This is a genomic window from Bradyrhizobium sp. 521_C7_N1_3 (assembly GCF_052075975.1).
Taxonomy (GTDB): domain Bacteria; phylum Pseudomonadota; class Alphaproteobacteria; order Rhizobiales; family Xanthobacteraceae; genus Bradyrhizobium; species Bradyrhizobium japonicum.
In genome coordinates this window covers 5,028,015-5,042,056 of record NZ_CP197232.1, presented here as the reverse complement: position 1 = coordinate 5,042,056, position 14,042 = coordinate 5,028,015, and the positions used below count along the sequence as shown (strand labels likewise).

General features: G+C 64.3%; 16 protein-coding genes. 5 read left to right on the top strand and 11 right to left on the bottom strand.

Going from position 1 to position 14,042, the window contains the following annotated elements; genetic code table 11:
• Positions 1-5 precede the first annotated feature (5 nt).
• Entirely contained in the window at positions 6-1,226 is a 1,221-nt protein-coding gene (locus AB7008_RS23165; RefSeq protein ID WP_028157624.1) for an MFS transporter, read from the bottom strand.
• 345 nt (positions 1,227-1,571) lie between these two features.
• On the opposite strand from AB7008_RS23165, the gene AB7008_RS23160 reads away from it, so the two are divergent.
• Positions 1,572-2,033 (top strand): cupin domain-containing protein, encoded by a 462-nt coding sequence (locus tag AB7008_RS23160; RefSeq protein ID WP_441259585.1) that lies wholly within the window; start codon positions 1,572-1,574, stop codon positions 2,031-2,033.
• 17 nt (positions 2,034-2,050) lie between these two features.
• Here AB7008_RS23160 and AB7008_RS23155 read toward each other — a convergent pair whose 3' ends face one another.
• Positions 2,051-2,629, bottom strand: coding sequence for a DUF308 domain-containing protein (locus AB7008_RS23155; protein WP_441259584.1), 579 nt, complete (start codon positions 2,627-2,629; stop codon positions 2,051-2,053).
• A gap of 103 nt (positions 2,630-2,732) precedes the next feature.
• Positions 2,733-3,317, bottom strand: coding sequence for a TetR/AcrR family transcriptional regulator (locus AB7008_RS23150; protein ID WP_441259583.1), 585 nt, complete (start codon positions 3,315-3,317; stop codon positions 2,733-2,735).
• 77 nt (positions 3,318-3,394) lie between these two features.
• Here AB7008_RS23150 and AB7008_RS23145 point away from each other — a divergent pair, with 77 nt between their 5' ends.
• The 3 genes from AB7008_RS23145 to clcA all read left to right on the top strand — a co-directional run bounded on the left by AB7008_RS23145 (position 3,395) and on the right by clcA (position 5,892).
• Positions 3,395-3,892, top strand: coding sequence for a peptide deformylase (locus tag AB7008_RS23145; RefSeq protein WP_441259582.1), 498 nt, complete (start codon positions 3,395-3,397; stop codon positions 3,890-3,892).
• 200 nt (positions 3,893-4,092) lie between these two features.
• Positions 4,093-4,341, top strand: coding sequence for a hypothetical protein (locus tag AB7008_RS23140; protein ID WP_374762682.1), 249 nt, complete (start codon positions 4,093-4,095; stop codon positions 4,339-4,341).
• 222 nt (positions 4,342-4,563) lie between these two features.
• Positions 4,564-5,892 (top strand): H(+)/Cl(-) exchange transporter ClcA, encoded by a 1,329-nt coding sequence (clcA, locus tag AB7008_RS23135; RefSeq protein ID WP_441259581.1) that lies wholly within the window; start codon positions 4,564-4,566, stop codon positions 5,890-5,892.
• A 48-nt stretch (positions 5,893-5,940) separates the two neighbouring features.
• Here the strand turns inward: clcA and AB7008_RS23130 are convergent, their stop codons facing one another.
• The 3 genes from AB7008_RS23130 to AB7008_RS23120 are packed head-to-tail and all read right to left on the bottom strand — an operon-like array spanning position 5,941 to position 7,047.
• On the bottom strand, positions 5,941-6,459 hold the full coding sequence (locus tag AB7008_RS23130) for a hypothetical protein (protein ID WP_248882942.1): 519 nt from the start codon (positions 6,457-6,459) through the stop codon (positions 5,941-5,943).
• A 12-nt stretch (positions 6,460-6,471) separates the two neighbouring features.
• Positions 6,472-6,594, bottom strand: coding sequence for a hypothetical protein (locus AB7008_RS23125; RefSeq protein WP_441259580.1), 123 nt, complete (start codon positions 6,592-6,594; stop codon positions 6,472-6,474).
• Positions 6,595-6,621: 27 nt separating this feature from the next.
• A complete protein-coding gene (locus AB7008_RS23120) occupies positions 6,622-7,047 on the bottom strand; it encodes a hypothetical protein (protein WP_248882941.1) in 426 nt (141 codons plus the stop codon).
• 149 nt (positions 7,048-7,196) lie between these two features.
• Here AB7008_RS23120 and AB7008_RS23115 point away from each other — a divergent pair, with 149 nt between their 5' ends.
• Positions 7,197-8,168 (top strand): LysR family transcriptional regulator, encoded by a 972-nt coding sequence (locus tag AB7008_RS23115; protein WP_441259579.1) that lies wholly within the window; start codon positions 7,197-7,199, stop codon positions 8,166-8,168.
• 112 nt (positions 8,169-8,280) lie between these two features.
• On the opposite strand, the gene AB7008_RS23110 is transcribed toward AB7008_RS23115, so the two are convergent.
• The 5 genes from AB7008_RS23110 to AB7008_RS23090 form a co-directional block, all read right to left on the bottom strand.
• On the bottom strand, positions 8,281-8,643 hold the full coding sequence (locus tag AB7008_RS23110; protein WP_039149669.1) for an ArsR/SmtB family transcription factor: 363 nt from the start codon (positions 8,641-8,643) through the stop codon (positions 8,281-8,283).
• Positions 8,643-9,305 carry an SRPBCC family protein gene (locus AB7008_RS23105; protein ID WP_264621044.1) on the bottom strand — a complete coding sequence of 221 codons (663 nt, stop codon included), beginning with the start codon at positions 9,303-9,305 and terminating at the stop codon, positions 8,643-8,645. Before AB7008_RS23105 ends, AB7008_RS23110 begins: the two co-directional genes overlap by 1 nt.
• Before the next feature lie 140 nt (positions 9,306-9,445).
• Complete coding sequence (locus tag AB7008_RS23100; protein ID WP_248882937.1) at positions 9,446-10,324, bottom strand: AraC family transcriptional regulator; 879 nt, start codon at positions 10,322-10,324, stop codon at positions 9,446-9,448.
• A gap of 125 nt (positions 10,325-10,449) precedes the next feature.
• Positions 10,450-11,709 carry a serine hydrolase domain-containing protein gene (locus tag AB7008_RS23095; RefSeq protein WP_441259578.1) on the bottom strand — a complete coding sequence of 420 codons (1,260 nt, stop codon included), beginning with the start codon at positions 11,707-11,709 and terminating at the stop codon, positions 10,450-10,452.
• A gap of 104 nt (positions 11,710-11,813) precedes the next feature.
• On the bottom strand, positions 11,814-13,733 hold the full coding sequence (locus AB7008_RS23090) for a Vps62-related protein (RefSeq protein ID WP_441259577.1): 1,920 nt from the start codon (positions 13,731-13,733) through the stop codon (positions 11,814-11,816).
• Positions 13,734-14,042 lie beyond the last annotated feature (309 nt).

The window sequence follows — 14,042 nt, the reverse complement described above, 5'->3', positions numbered from 1 at the left end:
CGTCGTCACGCCGCCGCTGCCGCGGCCTCGCCTTGCGGCTTCGCGAATGGCCTGAAATTCATCGCCATCAGGAAGGCGCCGAGGCCCATCGCCCAGGAGGCGATATAGAGCCAGGCGTAGCTGGAGAACGCGTCGTAGATCAGGCCGCCGGCGAGCGGGCCGGTCGCCATGCCGAGGCTGCCGGCCATCGCCGTGCCGCCGATCACCGTGCCCATCATGCGCAGCGGAAAGTTTTCGCGCACCAGCACGGCATAGAGCGGCATGGTGCCGGCATAGATGAAGCCGAAGACGGCGCCGACCGCGTAGAACGTCGCGAGTTGCTGCGCGAAGACATAAGCGAGCGCGCCGAACGCCTGCAACAGCAGCCCCGTGACCAGCACCCGCTTGGCGCCGAAACGATCGCCGAGCAGCCCGAAGGCGATACGGCCGCCCATGCCGGCAAAGCCCTCGATGCTGTAGATCGTCACCGCCGCGATCAGCGGGATGCCGCAGCTCACGGCATAGCTGACGGTGTGGATGATCGGGCCGGAATGGGTGGCGCAGCAGAAGAAGTTGGTGGCGAGCAGGATCATGAATTGCGGCGAGCGCAGCGCCTCGCCCAGCGACATCTCCTCCTGCGGCGCGCTCTCGCCGACAGGCGCGGCGACGGCATGCGCGAGCGCGGGCGGGCGTCGTACCAGGAACGAGACCGGGATCATGATGGCGCCGACCACCAGCGCCACGATCTGCATCGAGGTGCGCCAGTCGTGGCCGGAGACGAGCCAGGCCGCGAGCGGCGCCATCGTCATCGGGGCCATGCCCATGCCCGCCGACACCAGCGACACGGCCAGGCTGCGATGGGTGTCGAACCAGCCAGTGACGGTCGCCATCATCGGCGCGAAGATCGCCGCGCAGGAGGCGCCGACGAGAAGGCCGAACATGACCTGGAACGCCAGCAGCGAGGTCGCGTGGCTCGCGGCGAACAGGCTGAGCGACAGCACCGTCGACCCCGTCAGCACCACCGGCAGCGGTCCGAACCGGTCGGTCGCCGTGCCCCAGGCCATGCTGGTGAAGGCCATCGCCAGGAAGCCGATCGTCATCGCGCTGGAAATGCCGGTCACCGACCAGCCGGTGTCCTTGGCGATCGGCTGTAAGAACACCGGGAGCGAAAACATGCCGCCGATCGCGACGCAGCCGAGCAAGCCGCCGGCGGCGACGATCACCCAGCGATAGGAGGAAGCGTTCATTGGGGTCTCCCGTCAGGTCTGTCTGGGTGGAAGACGAATGGGAACGCCGGAGACCGACAGGCTCGCGTCATTTTTCGTAGCAGGCTTTTGCGGCCCGCCAAGAAAAATGTCGAAAACAACCCCATGCACAGTAGCCGGCCCCCGCGGGATCAATGACTTACGGGGCGGCCAAATTGCATGATCTGGAACTCGCGATGCCAGGCCGCAATTTGACACGTCGGGCAAAACACTGGCATCCTGTCATCATCCCGAAAGCCTCATTGCATCACGTACGAACGGCCGCCGATCGTGGCGCCGGTCACCGGTCCGCTACGCGCGACGCGCTGATTTGAACGGAAAGTTCACATGCCCAAGATCGACATCGCCGCTGTCCCGGCGCGCAAGGGCTCCGGCTATCCCCCGCCCTTCGCCGGCCCTTGCGCCGATCGCATCCGCAAGCGGCTCGGCAATGCCGGTGGCCTCTCCGATTTCGGCGTCAACCTGATGCAGCTGCCGCCGGGCAATTGGTCGAGCCAGCGGCACTGGCATTCGCACGAGGACGAGTTCGTCTACGTGCTCGCGGGCGAAGTGGTCCTGATCGAGGACAATGGCGAAACCGTGCTGCGCGCCGGCGACTGTGCAGCCTTCCCGAAAGGCAGCGGCAACGGCCATCACATGATCAACCGCTCGGATGCGATGGCCGTCTATCTCGAGGTCGGCTCGCGCTCGCCCGACGATCTCACGACGTGCTCCGACATCGACATGATGAGCGCCAACTCCGACGGCCGTTTCGTGCACAAGGACGGCACGCCATATCCGCCCGAATGAACGGCAACGGCGACGCCTCACATGGCTACGCCACGCCGCCACTCGGTCACGGTCAGCCATACCGCCGAGACCAGGAAGTAGACCGCACCGACGGCGGCGTAGCCCGCGACATTCGCGATCGTCGGAGACATCGGCGTCGTGGCCTGAAAGATGAAGAAACCGCCGGCCAGAGCCGACTGGCCACCGCTAAGCACCATGGCCCACTGCGCGCCAAAACTTCTCCAGCGACGGATCGCGGTTCCGAGCTGGAGCAATCCGGACAGGATCGCCCATGCTCCGAACACGGCAAGCACGAGGTTCATGCTCATCCGCAAGGCGACGAGGACCGCGACGGTGGTCACCAGGCTGACCAGAACGTTCAGCGCCTGCGTGCGATTTTGAGCGAGCCCGCCACTGCGCAAGGCGTCGACGAAGTTTGCCGCCGCATCCCATGCCGGATAGAGCACGAGCAAGGCTCCGGCGATCGCCGCGGATGACGGCCCGACGGCAAAGGCGGCAACGACCCAGGCGACGGAGAACGCCGCCCGGATGAAGTAGTAGACCTTCAGCCATTGCTCGCGATCGGCCCGAACGAGATCCAATTGATGATGCGTCACTGCACTCTCTCCTATACCTACTAGTTGGTAGCTCTCACGCGCAACAAATCGCGCCCGCCCCCAGCGTGCCTACGGGCGCGTCGTTGTCGTCTCGTCGAAATGTTCAGTGTCTGGCGGACAATCGATCCAGCAGCGGGGCGGTGATCACACCGAACATCTTTGGATCGCCATAGGCTCGCGCCGACAGCATCGCGCCGTGAACGGTCGCCATGAAGCCTTCCGCCTCGATCTTAGCTGCGCTGGAGAGATGCAGCTGCCCCTTCCGCTTGCCGCGCTCCATCACCGAGGTCAGCCACGACGCCAGCGAACGGAAATGCGCGCGGACTTCAAGCGCCACCTCCTCCGGCAGGATCGGAAGCTCGCAGGCAAGCAGCGCACACACGCAGAAGGGAGCCGTCGCATCATTGATGCACGCCTCCCAGTACCCGACATAGCTTTTGAGCTGGTCGCGGGGGTCTGCGACATTACGTTCGAGCGCGGACAGTCCCGCCTCGGCTTCCGCGCGATAGCGCGACACGAGGGTTCGGACCAGATCGACCTTGCTGGCGAAATGGTGGTGGATGCTCGGCTTGCGGATGCCCACGACATCGGCCACGTCTGCGTAGCTGAAGCCGTTATAGCCGCCCGCGATGATCAGGGCGCGGGCGCAGGCCAGGATGTCGTCGGCCGTCGAGGAAACGTTGGTCATAGCGGTTAGCTACCTTCCAGTTGGTAGGCAGTCAAGAACGGGATGCTTCAACCATCCGTGAGTGGTAGGGAGCCTTCATGACCATTCGTCCCCTCCTCCGCTATCCCGACCGCCGGCTCGCGACGCTGGCCCATCCCGTCACCGCATTCGACAGCGCCTTGCGCGAGCTTGCAGCGGATCTGCTCGACACCATGCGCGCCGCGCCCGGGATCGGCATCACGGCGCCGCATATCGGCGTGCCCTTGCGCGTCGTCGTGCTCGAGCTCGACGCCAAGGCGGGGCCGCAGACCTACGTCAATCCGGAGGTCGAGTGGGCCTCGCCCGAGATGATCCTGCACAAGGAGGGCAGCGTCTCGATGCCTGGGGTCAATGACGAGGTGCAGCGCCACGCACGGGTGCGGATCAGTTATCAGGACATCGACGGCAACATGCAGACCGAGGAGTCCGACGGCTTGCGCGCCGTCTGCCATCAGCACGAGATCGACCAGCTCGACGGCATGTTCTGGATTCAGCGGCTGTCGCGCCTGAAGCGGGAGCGGCTGGTGAAGAAGTATGAGAAGATGTCGCGGGATTGAGCGCACCGCCCGTGCTGGCTCCCCGACAGCCGGGGTTGTGTCCGCGTGCCGCAATTCGGCGATGCTCATGGATTTCGATAGAGGTCGGCACTGGGTCTCGGCATAGAGAGTGAGATTTCAGAGAGAACTCCCGCCATTGCTCGGCGATCGTCTTGCAGCCTTCGCAGCGTTGGAAAGGTATCACTATGAGGAAGACGTTGTTGGCTCTCGCTGCCGTCGCGACTTTGGTCGTTTCAGCAGCCTCGCCCGCTTATGCTGGTCCGCGCTATGATTACGGCCCCGGCGGCAATCCGTATCCGCGCACTTATCCCGGACCGGGCGGCTATCCGTACTGGTCGGGCTATGTCGATGCCCCGGTTGGAGAGCCGATCCCGCCCTGCCACTGGATAACCCAGCGGTTCTGGGACGGGCATGGCTGGCGCGAGCGCCGCGTGCGCATCTGCGGCTGATCAGGTCGCGGCTGTTTCAGTTGTCTGTTTTTGGCCCGTGGCTGACCTCTGCTCAGAGGGCTACAATGTCTGCTTATCGTTGGGACGTGCGGTGAGGTCCCCTGGCATATCGGTCGGAGAGGCAGTTGTTCGGTCAAGTTGGAAGCATTCTTTTCCGGGACATTCGCCAGTGATTTTGGCAAAGATGACCCATTGCGAAGGCCTCGGGATCATCGACCAGCCGTGGACCATAACCCTAACGACGACCGGCAAGCCGCTGACGAACGTCGCAGCCTGTTGGGGCTCGCGGCGATGGCTCTCATCATAGGAGCGGCGACTGGATGTGTTGGGGCGATCTTCCGGCTTTTGCTCGCGCATGCCGATCGTCTTCGCGATGCGATGATCGCCTGGGCCCATGGCCACGCAATCTGGGGGTTCTTGACTGTCGTCGGCGCGTGCGGTGTCGCGACCCTGGTTGCCGCGTGGATGGTGCGGCAATTCTCGCCCCACGCTTCGGGCAGCGGCATTCCGCATGTCGAAGCTGTTCTGCGCGAAGAGATCCCGCCAGCTCCGTTTCGCTTGGTGCCAGTGAAATTCTTCGGCGGAATACTGGCGATCGGCTCCGGGCTGGCGCTGGGCCGTGAGGGGCCGACCGTCCAGATGGGCGCCGGTATCGCGGTTTTCGCTGCGCGCGTCTGCCGGTTGTCTTGGGCGGACTCGCGAGTGCTTCTGGCGGCCGGCGCCGGCGCCGGCCTTGCAACGGCCTTCAATGCGCCGATTGCCGGGCTCGTGTTCGTGCTGGAGGAACTGGTGCAGAAGTTCGAACACCGTGTTGCCATCGCCGCCCTTGCAGCACTGGCGACGGCGATCCCGGTCGCAAGGCTGCTTCTCGGTGACGCGCCCGACTTTCACATCGGGCCGCTGAGCTATCCCAGCGCTGAGTCCGCCCCGCTGTTCCTTACTCTTGGTGGCATCGCAGGCCTGCTGGCCGTCGCATACAATCGCACCCTGCTCGCGACCATCGCAGTTCGCGACCGATTTGGAGGGCTACCGATCGAGCTACGCGCCGGATTGATCGGCGCAAGCGTCGGCATGCTGGCCTGGTTCGCGCCCGAACTGGTCGGTGGCGGAGATCAGATCACGCAGCGGGCGCTGATCGGCCACGAGAGTGTGGGGATCCTGGGGGGCGCATTCCTAATCCGCTTCGGACTCGGCGCTCTCTCATACGCTGCTGGCACGCCCGGCGGCCTGTTCGCACCCTTACTCGTGCTGGGAGCCCAGTCTGGGTTGCTGTTCGGGGCGGCTTGCCGTCTTGCATTCCCGGCGCTCTCTATCCAGCCGGAAGCATTTGCTTTGGTGGGCATGGCCGCTCTCTTCACCGGCGTTGTGCGTGCGCCGGTGACCGGCATCGTTCTCGTCGCTGAAATGACCGGTAACGTGACGATGCTGCTGCCGATGCTGGGAGCTTGCTTCATGGCGATGCTGCTGCCCACGCTGCTGGGTAATGCGCCGATTTACGATTCCCTGCGTGAGCATACGCTGCGCTTGGAGCGGCAAATCAGACAGAGATGAGATCGGTGTCACCCACCCCAACGACGCCGATGCGTTGCAACGTTCGTCTCAGCCCGCGCCGGCCAGCGCCGCGGCATCGGCGCCGAGCCGAGGGCGTGCCAGAAAATAGAATGCGGAGACGTGCGTGATCATCAGCAGCGGCACGTAGACGATCGGGATCGCGTAGGTTGAGCCAAGCCACTCCGCATGCGCGGGAAGGCCGACCTGGATGGCGTCATAGTAGTCGACGACGAGGTCGACCGTGCCCGCGAGATTGAAGGCGACGACGAACAGCCAGAAGAGCGCGCGTATCCTCACCGTGAGAAGCGCCAGCATGGCCAGCACCCCGGTCGCGAAGTCGCCCCAGGCGGCGAACACCGCGAAGCCAGCCGGCAGGTCCGGGCTCACGACGCCGGGAAGGATGAAGACGAGCCCGAAGAAGCGGAAGCTGTGCAGAGTTGCGATGGCACGGTGCGCGTCGCGCCCGTCCATCGACCTGAGCCGGGGCCAGACATACGTGCGGAAGCAGAGCAGCCACGCGACATAACCGAGGACAAGATGTATCCGGAAGAGCGTTTCTATCGTCATTTTGGCCTCTAATCAGAACGCGACCAGCGCGTAGAGCAACCAGGTCCACAGTGCCGTGAATGGGACGGTCCAAAGCAGGCCATGCCAGGCCCGAAGCGGCGGGACGATCGCAGTGGGAGCAGCGTCGGTGGTCATCGGCCGTCCTCCATCCGGGTCTCGCCCTTATTGCCGACGCTCGGGATTGGCCATCAGCAAGCGGAGCGGCAAAAGCGGACCGATTGCGATGTACTCGTGGTCCATCAGATCTTGCCTGGCCAATGGGAGGTCTTCCATGATCGCGTGTGCCCCGGCGATATCCCTGGCATCGACGAAGAGGACAACTCCGCGCCCATCGCCACGCGAATACCACTCGCGAATTTTCCCATCGAGATAGAGCTGCACGGTTTGCCGGATTTCAGCCGGCATGACGGCCATGACCTGCTCGCGCGTGACGCCCGCCTTCACGGTCAGGATGACCATGACCCCGGTGGTCGTCGGCGACATGGCTTGTGAGATGGCTTGTGTTTGGGCAACGGATGGATCGGTCATGGAAGTCGCTCCCATCAGGGTTAGGGTGAGCATGACGACAAATTTACGGATGACTTTCATCGGTCTCGTTTCCCGGAGCACGGCGGTCCCCTTTGTTCTCTGAGATCGCGTCGACGTCGCAGTGTCCGACATCAGCGATGCTTCCGATCTGCGAGCGAGACATACGATCGATTGGCGCGAGCGACTATTCGGGATAATGTTGATGGGCTATGAAGCAGAACTTCACAGTCAGACAAGGCGCGCTCGATGGCGTGGAAGCGTTCCTGCGCGTCGCCCGGTACCGCAGTTTCCGCCGGGCGGCCGCGGAGCTCGGGGTCACGCCATCGGCCATCAGCCAGGCGGTCCGTGCGCTCGAGGCGCGTGTCGGCGCAGCTCTGTTCATACGCACGACACGCAGTGTCGGCCTGACCGAGGCCGGCGCGCGGTTCCTCTCGCGCGCAAAGCCCGCTTTCGAGGAACTCGTCGCCGCAAGCGAGGTTGCGCGCGATCTTGGACAGCGGCCGACTGGACTGTTGCGCCTCACCGTGCCGCGCGCGGTGGTACCGATCCTGCTGGAGCCGCTGATCGCATCCTTCTGCCAGGCCTATCCCGAGGTCGAGGTGGAGATCGCCGCCGGCGAGGAATTGGTCGACCTCGCGGCCAAGGGGTTTGATGCCGGCGTCCGGATGGGCCAGTTCGTCGCCACCGACATGGTCGCGGTCCGGCTGACGCCCCCTTTCCCGTTCGTGGTCGTCGGCAGCCCCGACTATCTACGCCGGCACCGACAGCCCGAGCGTATCGACGACCTGCGCCAGCACGCATGCCTGCGCATTCGCCGCAGCAACGGATCGATCGCGCCCTGGTCTCTTGTCGATGGCAACAAGACGGTCGAAGCGATCGTCTCGGGGCCGCTAATTGCCCACGACTTTCCCACCATGCTCGGCGCCGCCGTGGAAGGCATGGGACTTGCGCAAGTGCCCGCACCGATCGCCACCAGCCTGGTGAAGACGGGAAAGCTCGTACAGGTCCTGAAGTCTTTCGCACCAATGGCGCCGGGCGTGTTTCTCTACTATCCGAGCCGCCATCAAACGATGCCGAAACTGAGAGCCTTCATCGATCACGTGAAGGCCGGCCCGGCCGCTGCCGGCAAAACGCGCGTTCACGTCGATGACAAGCATAGGCGCGGGACGAAAATGCGCTGATATGGAAAGCGCGGAACGGTGAATCTGCTGGCCTCGCGCATCGCGATGGCGCTGGGGAGATGAGCGCGCAGGATAGGTAGAGCGAAGCGAAACCCATCCTACATCATGGAGCTCAGGCCCTCTTCCCGCTCCGTTTGGTCATCGGTGCGTGACGGCGCTCCCGCTTGCCGCGCGCGATCTCCGTCGCCAGCGCGTCCAGCTTCGGCTCCCAGAAATTCCTGAACTGACCGATCCACGCATCCACCGACCGAAGCCCCGCACCGTCGACCGAATAGAGCCGTCTTTGCGCCTCCGCCCGAACCGTCGCAAAGCCGCTCTCGCGCAGCACCTTGAGATGCTGCGACACGGCCGCCTGCGTAATCCCGAACTCGGCCCCGATCACTTCAACGACCTCACCGGACGCCATCTCCCCCGGGGCGAGCAGCTCGAGGATGCGACGGCGCACGGGATCGGCGAGGACCTCGAAGACGTGCATCAGCTTCCTGTGCCCGGATGCGCGACGTCAGGCGGCATCTCGCCGCGATAGAAGGCGATGGTGCGGTCGGAGCGCTGCTTCGCCGTATCAGGATCGACCCCGCTCGCGACATGCGCCTTGCACCAATATTCACCGCTTGTCGTCATGAATTCCTTGCCGGCAGGAGAGCCCATCCAAGCCTCGGCCGTCTCGTGGTCGACCGATGCGCCGGTCGCAACATATCGCTCCAGTCCCGCGATGGCGAGATCCCAACCGATACCCACAGCACCAGGACCGAACTGATTCCAATGGTCTTCGATGATTGCGGTGTGCTCCAGCGTCAGACGCGCCTGATCCCGTTCTGCTGCCAGCTTAACGTCGATCCAGCTCATCCCGCCGCCGAATTCCCACGTCGCTGCAAAATGCGTCGGCGGCGTACATGCCGTGATGGTGCCGCCCGCGTTCCCCTTCAGCTGGTACCTTCCGCCCAGCTGGAGGTCTCCCTCGACCGGCAGGAACCAGCGCGGAATGCGTTGCCGGCTGGTCACGGCGTCCCAGAGATCGTCGACGCTGGTCTCGTAAAGCCGCGTCAGCGTCACCGTGCTGGCTGCTTTTCCATCCTTCTCGAAATTCTTCACCGAACGCGTGACAAGCCCCAAGACCCTGGCGACGTCGATTTCCATTGCATCCCTCCGCATCGTTTCGCGCAACGGCGTATATCGTCTTTCACTAATATAAGTCAATTCTTATATTCGTGCGACCGCAGGACCGTGGAACGCGCGATATTGAATGATGCCGGTTCGCCCGCCGTCGGAGGGCGGCGCTATTTCAGCGGCAGAAACACGTCCGCAACCGTCTCATGCTCCGGCACCTCCGGGAAGAAGCTCAGCCGCTGGCAATAGATCGGGAAGTCGCGTGCTTCCTCGCCGCTGGCCGGAAGCCAGTCGCGATAAAGGTAGAGCGCGGCGGGCTCCAGATTGTCGGTGTAGCCGACGACCCGCAGCACCGCGCAGCGTCCGCCAGGGATCTCGCCGGCCTTGATCTCCTCGCCGTTCGCCTCGATCGGCTGGTCGGTCCCGACACAGAGGTCCGTGCTGTAAGCGGCGGGCGAGGAAGGACGCCGTTCGGACCGCCAGACATTGAAGGTCGGACTTGTCCTGGGGTGCAGGCCGGCTTTCTTGCGCCAAGCGATGAACCGCCGGATGGTGTCGCCGAGCGTCGCCGGGTCGCCCCGATGCTCCATGATCGCCACCTTCGTGGAGGGCACGTCGCGTATCGTCACGTCGTCAGTGGTAAAAGTCTTCATGAGCTTGCTCCTCGCGTTGTCGAGAGGCCCGAAGGCGACAAGCCACGGCTCCCAGTCGGGAGAGTTGCGGAACGACGACGGCGATTGCCCGAACCGTTGCCGAAAGGCGCGGGCAAAGGCGTCCGGTGCGTCGTAACCGGCGTCCATCGCGATGTCGGTGACGCCAAGGGCGTTACTGTAGGCCAGCAGATAGGAAGCGCGCTTCATACGGGCCAGCTGGACATAGCGATGCACGGACAACCCGAAGGTCGCCGTGAACTGCCGGTGGAAATGAAATTTCGAGAAGGCAGCAACACTGCTCAGCGTTTCCAGGTCCAGATCGCTGTCGAGATGCCGGTCGATATGGTCCAGCACCCGCCGCATCCGGTCCTGATAGTTTTGCAGCGCCGCCTTCATCGTCCCTCCTCCGTGGCGGCTTCAGATAGCCGCTGAAGGGGATCATTTGCTCGACCGATCTTGCGGTTTGGCATGGGAGCGTAGGATGGGTTTCGCTTCGCTCTACCCATCCTAAATAGGGCGCCCTACCCGCCCGCCATCAGCTGCTTCGCCAGCGCCATATAGGCCGGCAGCGTCACGGGGTCGTTGGCGGCGTTGCCCGCGACGGGGTGCGATGCGTAGCGCGCGATCACCATCTCGGCCTTGGGATCGACGTAGATGCCCTGGCCATGAACGCCGCGCGCCATATAGGCGCCGTGGGCGTTGTGCGTGACCCACCATTGGTTGCGATAGGACGCGCCGGGCAGCGTGGTGTAGCCGGCCGGCTTGAACTTCTCGGGATCGCCGCCGCGCGCGATGTCCTCGACCACCTGTGACGGGACGATCTGGTGGCCGTTGAAGCGGCCATGATTGCGCATGGTCTCGCCGAAGCGGGCGAGATCGCGCAAGCTGGTCGAGAGGCCGCCACCGCCGCTCTCGGTGCCGATGCGATCGACGTGATAATGCGCGTCCTCCTCCGCCCCCATCGGCGTCCAGATGCGCTCGGAGAGAAGGTCGGACAACGTCATGCCGCTAGCGCGCCGGCAGATCCAGGCGAGCACGTCGGTGTTGACGGTCTTGTAGGCAAAGGCCTTGCCGTGCTCGCCCTGCTTCTTCTGCGCGACGAGGAAATCGAAGATATTGGTCGCACCGTCATAGCCAGGCGGAATCGGCGCCATGCCGTTGGCGCGCCGCAAGCCCCACACGTGGGAGTTCTTGTCGGTATAGACTTCGGTGTATTCGAGCCCCGTGGTCATATCCATGACCTCGTGCACGCGGGCGTCGCCGAACGCGCTGGCCTTCAGCTCCGGCACATAGTCCGTGACCTGCGCCTGCGGATCGATCTTGCCCTCGGTAACGAGAATGCCGGCAAGCACGCCCGTGAACGACTTCGTCACCGACATCGCGATATGCGGCTTGTGCGGCTTCAGCGCGCCGAAATAGCGCTCATAGATCAGCTTGCCCCGATGCAACACGGCGATGCCGTCGGTATAAGTCTCCTCCAGCATCTTCGTAAACGTCATGGGCCGGCCGTCCAGGGTGGTCGAGGCGACCGCGCCGATGTCGTGGTCTTCCCGCGGCAACACGGACGCGGGCGCTGCCCCGCGCCAGACATTCACCGTCGGCACCAGCTGACGAACGTTGCTCCAGGCCCAGCGCAATTCGGGGAAATTGCGGAACGAGCCGTTCTGGAAGGTGATGGTGCGGTCGGGAGATGGCGGGAAGCCCGTCATCCAGCCGAGCGCTTCGGGGTCGGTCTCGGTGGCGGTCGCGGGCTGTTGGTTGGGGGCGGTTGCGGCGGACATGAACACGAACTCCGGAGGCGACGATGTAGTCGGCGTATCATGGGACAGCGCCGTCTACATCCCGCGTTTGCGCCGGGGGGCTGTGCAGTGATCCCGCCGCGCTTTTACTCGAAGGTCGCGCTGTTCCAGTACACCGTCGGTGACGACTTGCCGGGATGCACGACAAGAAAGCCGCCCTGCCAGGGGACCACGCTGGGCGTCCGCTGGGTGAACGCGCCGGCGATGGTGCCTGAATCGCTCCAGTCCGCGCCATCGCTGGTGACCGAGTAGCGCACCTTCTTGTTGCTGTCGGCATAGAAGCAATAGAGCGTCCCGTTCGGCCCTCCGGCGAGCGCGCCGCTGGTGTCCGAACAGAGCGACATGCTCGGCAGCAGATTGGGGCCTGTCCAGTTCGAACCGTCGGACGACACATAGGCGCCGAGCACCGTCGGCATCCCCTTTTCGAGACCCGCGATCGGCGCCACGATCACCAGCACGCCCCCGCAGCTCTCTACCGCAGGCGCCACCAGCGCACCGCCTGCGATCGTTGCAGGCACCGGGCCGTTCTCGCCGGGGAGCATCACGCTTTGCGGAGACCCGAAGTGCACCCAGTCGGTCGTGCTGAGATACTGGATCGTCCCGTCGGCGCCGCCCCAGGCAATATACCAGGCGCCGTTGAACTGGCCGATGCTGGCCCCGGTCGTGGCCGGCGGTGCGGGCCAGAGCCCCGCTGCGCTCCACGGCCCTCCGGACGCCCCAGAGGACGAGATGAAGGCGAGAAGGCTGGTCTTGCCCAGACCGAGCAGCGCCAGTCCGCCCGAGGGCGTCGCGCAGGCGGCCAGTCCGCCGAACGGGGCCATGGTAGGCGACTTCGCACTGGACCATTTGCCCTGTTCGAAGCTCCACGCACTCATCATCGGTGGCAAGGGATTCCCCATTCCGATGCAGAGGATTTGCGATCCCGGCATCGTCGCCAGCGTCACCGGAACGAGACTGACGCTCGAAGCGATCGGCGCGTCGGTGCCGAACGGCAGGAAGGTCGGCGTCACGGCCCAGGAGCCCTTCTGCGATGGTCCCGTTGGGCCGGTCAGATCGCCCTTCGCGATCGGCAGGATCACTTCCGAGAGCCAGGCCTGCAGCGTCGTCGAGCCTGCGACGTACTGCACGGCCTCCTCGACCAGCACATTCAGTTGCATGCCGTTGGCGGCGGCGGCGACCAATGAGCCGATCTCTGCGTCGGTCAGCGTGGGCTCGATCGGCTGTCCCCAGCGGCCCTTAAAGGCGAGCCAGGGTGGCGGGGTCACGGGCGTGGGAAGGATCGCCTGCGCATCGTTCTGGATCACGACCGGCGGATTGGGCGTGACCAGATTGACGGTCGGACCGCCGCCGCGCGCGTAGTCGGCCACCGCGAAGCGCACGTCCCACACATCGACGCCGCCGATCTCGTAGGTGCTGTTGCTCGCGGCCGGATAGTTGGCATGCGACCCGCTCGCGACATAGACGTTCGGGTGCGTACCGCTGAGCGACAGGAAGCCGTCGTTCGGCGAGCACCATTGTCCGCCCGAATGCTGCGAGAAGAACACGCCGACGACCTGCTGGTCGATGTTGACGCGCACCGTGACGCATTCCCAGTCGCCCCAATGGATCGAGAGCGGCATCAGCGCCTGACCGGTACTGCCGGTCCAGCCGGTGACCTCGAAGGTCTCCTGCCCGTTATAGGGATAGAACAGCCAGTACTGCAGATCGACCATGTCGGTGCGGTCGTCGACCGGCAGGACGTGAACATAGCTGGTGGCGCTGGGGAGATATCCCTTCATCAGCGAGGCCCATATCGCCTGCGGCGCGACCAGATAGTCGTTGGGGCTGCTCTGCTCGGCCGTCCCCCAATTCCACTGACCGGGACCGGAATAGATGCCGCCAGCGGCCTGGTAGCCGACCTGGCCGATGTACCAGTCGGTCGACGACGGCAGATTGACCTCGTCCTTGTCGAGATGAAGGATCGGCGCGAAGTTCGAGACGAGTTCGGCAAGCGTAGGCCAGGCCATGATTTGCTCCCTGCTGGTCGTGGATCGACTCTCGGATCGATGGTCGGGAGCTTCACTCAACCGATATTGGACGCGAACCAGACCCCGCCTTCGTGCGCGACAGTCTACGCTAATGCACGCTTAAAGCGAGTTCACATCTTGCTGAAATTTAGCGCAGATCGAACCAGCGCGGCAAAGATGAAGAATTTCATATCGAAGTCTGCGATCATCCCGCCGGTGGAAGGTGACGGCGCGCAAGGCCCACGACGTCGTCGCAGGTGCGGCCGTCGCCTTTGACACCGACGGTCTTCACCGAACTGTCACGAAACG

Coding starts and splice junctions, on each gene's coding strand:
- AB7008_RS23165 (WP_028157624.1), bottom strand. CDS start 1,226: ATGAACGCTTCCTCCTATCGCTGGGTGATCGTCGCCGCCGGCGGCTTG.
- AB7008_RS23160 (WP_441259585.1), top strand. CDS start 1,572: ATGCCCAAGATCGACATCGCCGCTGTCCCGGCGCGCAAGGGCTCCGGC.
- AB7008_RS23150 (WP_441259583.1), bottom strand. CDS start 3,317: ATGACCAACGTTTCCTCGACGGCCGACGACATCCTGGCCTGCGCCCGC.
- AB7008_RS23145 (WP_441259582.1), top strand. CDS start 3,395: ATGACCATTCGTCCCCTCCTCCGCTATCCCGACCGCCGGCTCGCGACG.
- AB7008_RS23130 (WP_248882942.1), bottom strand. CDS start 6,459: ATGACGATAGAAACGCTCTTCCGGATACATCTTGTCCTCGGTTATGTC.
- AB7008_RS23125 (WP_441259580.1), bottom strand. CDS start 6,594: ATGACCACCGACGCTGCTCCCACTGCGATCGTCCCGCCGCTTCGGGCC.
- AB7008_RS23120 (WP_248882941.1), bottom strand. CDS start 7,047: ATGAAAGTCATCCGTAAATTTGTCGTCATGCTCACCCTAACCCTGATG.
- AB7008_RS23115 (WP_441259579.1), top strand. CDS start 7,197: ATGAAGCAGAACTTCACAGTCAGACAAGGCGCGCTCGATGGCGTGGAA.
- AB7008_RS23110 (WP_039149669.1), bottom strand. CDS start 8,643: ATGCACGTCTTCGAGGTCCTCGCCGATCCCGTGCGCCGTCGCATCCTC.
- AB7008_RS23105 (WP_264621044.1), bottom strand. CDS start 9,305: ATGGAAATCGACGTCGCCAGGGTCTTGGGGCTTGTCACGCGTTCGGTG.
- AB7008_RS23100 (WP_248882937.1), bottom strand. CDS start 10,324: ATGAAGGCGGCGCTGCAAAACTATCAGGACCGGATGCGGCGGGTGCTG.
- AB7008_RS23095 (WP_441259578.1), bottom strand. CDS start 11,709: ATGTCCGCCGCAACCGCCCCCAACCAACAGCCCGCGACCGCCACCGAG.
- AB7008_RS23090 (WP_441259577.1), bottom strand. CDS start 13,733: ATGGCCTGGCCTACGCTTGCCGAACTCGTCTCGAACTTCGCGCCGATC.